This window comes from Halorussus marinus, assembly GCF_004765795.1.
Taxonomy (GTDB): Archaea; Halobacteriota; Halobacteria; order Halobacteriales; family Haladaptataceae; genus Halorussus; species Halorussus marinus.
On sequence record NZ_SBIV01000026.1, the window covers coordinates 1 to 1,973 of the forward strand.

Annotated in this window: 1 protein-coding gene and 1 pseudogene; one reads left to right on the top strand and one right to left on the bottom strand. The window is 60.5% G+C overall.

Annotation, left to right across the window (positions count from 1 at the left end; translation table 11 throughout):
* On the top strand, positions 1-1,858 hold a 1,858-nt coding region (locus EPY72_RS19060), incomplete at its 5' end, for a hypothetical protein (RefSeq protein WP_210423582.1).
* 21 nt (positions 1,859-1,879) lie between these two features.
* Here the strand turns inward: EPY72_RS19060 and EPY72_RS19065 are convergent.
* Positions 1,880-1,973 (bottom strand): annotated as a pseudogene (locus tag EPY72_RS19065) (IS5/IS1182 family transposase); the annotation flags it as partial.

A 1,973-nucleotide genomic window follows, 5' to 3' on the forward strand; every position in this document is an offset into this window, starting at 1 on the left:
ACGAACGTTACTGAGTGATACCATGGCAGACCGAGTTATCTTCCAGAACGACGACGCACTGAGTGAACAGAATCTCTCCCAGCAGCGAGCTCGGGAGAACAGCACCGACTACGTCGAGCGCGGCCTCACCGTCTCGGCGGACTGGTCGAACAACGAGATCGATGTCGCCGCCGGCCACGCCGTGATCAAGGACGGCGCGAACGCCTACGACGTCTTCCCTGACTCGAGGACGAACAAGGCGCTCGCGGACGGCAGTGGGATGAACTACGTGTTCTTGGTGATCGACCCGACGAACCAGGACGATGTCTCGATCCCGGTCAACGCGACTGGGTCGGCGCCGTCGTCGGCGTCGGTGCTGGTCGCGGAGGTCGACGCCGGCGCGGAGGCGGTGGTGGCGACGAATCAGGCACCGGATGCGACGTTCGGGTCTGCCGAGGCTCAGTCGTTTAGTACAGGCGAGCTATCAAACGTTGCTCGGTTCATCGAAGCTGGCACATCCCTCAGCGACATCAACGACGAACTCAGCCAACCCGGAACTGTCGTTTTCGAAGCGGGCAACCACTTCGTCAGCGACTGGATAAAGATCGGGACGAGTGACATCACTATCATCGTCGAGACAGGCGCTCACATCAAGTTCGAAGACACGGCTTCCCCGACAATCTACACCGACGCGCAGAACACAGATCACACCTTCCTACTCTACTCGAACGGGTACGACAACGTGTCGGTGGTGAACCGTGGAATCATCGACGGGAACAGCACGAACCACCCAAGCCCGCAGGCCGTGGTGTTCTTCGGTGGCGATAATCCCCGGTACCGGCAGGAAGCGGGCGAACTGCACGACGTGAACGCCGGGGTGTTGTTCGTGGATAACACGAACGCCTACGCCGAGGGCGCGGCGTCGTGGTCGCTCGACCAGTACGGCGCGACCATCATCGCCGAGGGCGTCAGAAACGGCCAGTTTATCAACCCCTACGGCGCGTCAGGGCAAGAGGTCGTGGATATGAACGGGCGATGTACCGACGTGACCATCGAGGGCGTGGCGGGCCGCAACCTCTCGCAAGACCTCGTAGACATAAACGAAAGCCCGAGAACGACGGTTAAAGGGGCTGTTGCAGGCGGTGACGGGACAGTATCGCGTCTGTTGAATATCTCCGGCGACTCTGGTAAACGCTACACGAGTCGGTCGGCCCTCGGGAACTCGAACGGGTGCCAGTTAACCGGACTCTCCGGGCGCGTGAGCGGGGTCGGCGTTCGTGCGGTCGGTGGGAACCCTCTGGAGAATCTGACGGTCGAGGGGACGGTCGTGAGTACGGGCGACAACGCGGCAAAGTTCGTCCCGAATGCGGCGAACCAGTACGACGGTTTAGAACTCCGGGGTTACTTCGAGACGACCGCGGCCACCCGTGCGATTAATCTCGGGTACGACACTCAGCAGGTCGGCTTAGACCTTGATGTGAGTGTGGCATCGGGCGGTATCGGCCTCAGCATCACCGACTGGGCGGGCGTGAGCGGTATCGCCAGAGCCAAGGACTGTGGCGGAACCGGAATTGAATTGGTCGAAAACGTTGCGAACGCCGATAACAACACGCTCACCGTCTCAGCCATCAATAACGGCGGTGACGGCGTGGCGGTTTCAGGGTCGGCGACCCGAAACACGCTATTCGGGTTTTCGCATGGGAACACCAACGCTGACGTAAATATCGGTTCCAGTACGGTGGATACCGAGTGGTGGGGCTGGCAGGGGTCGCTCAACTACGGGGGGACGCGGAGCCTCATCAACGGGATTGGGCGGAACAGCGGCGACCCTTCAAGCGGCGGTGATTGGAACGGAAATGGCCGTGAAGGGCTGTGTTGAATCGCTGTAAGGCGGAGAGATTCACTGTTTGACGAAGCGTTTGATGTTATAGACGACACACATCAGCGCGATCTCGCGGAACTCACGAAACCATGACCGCGCTCGCACGGCGAAG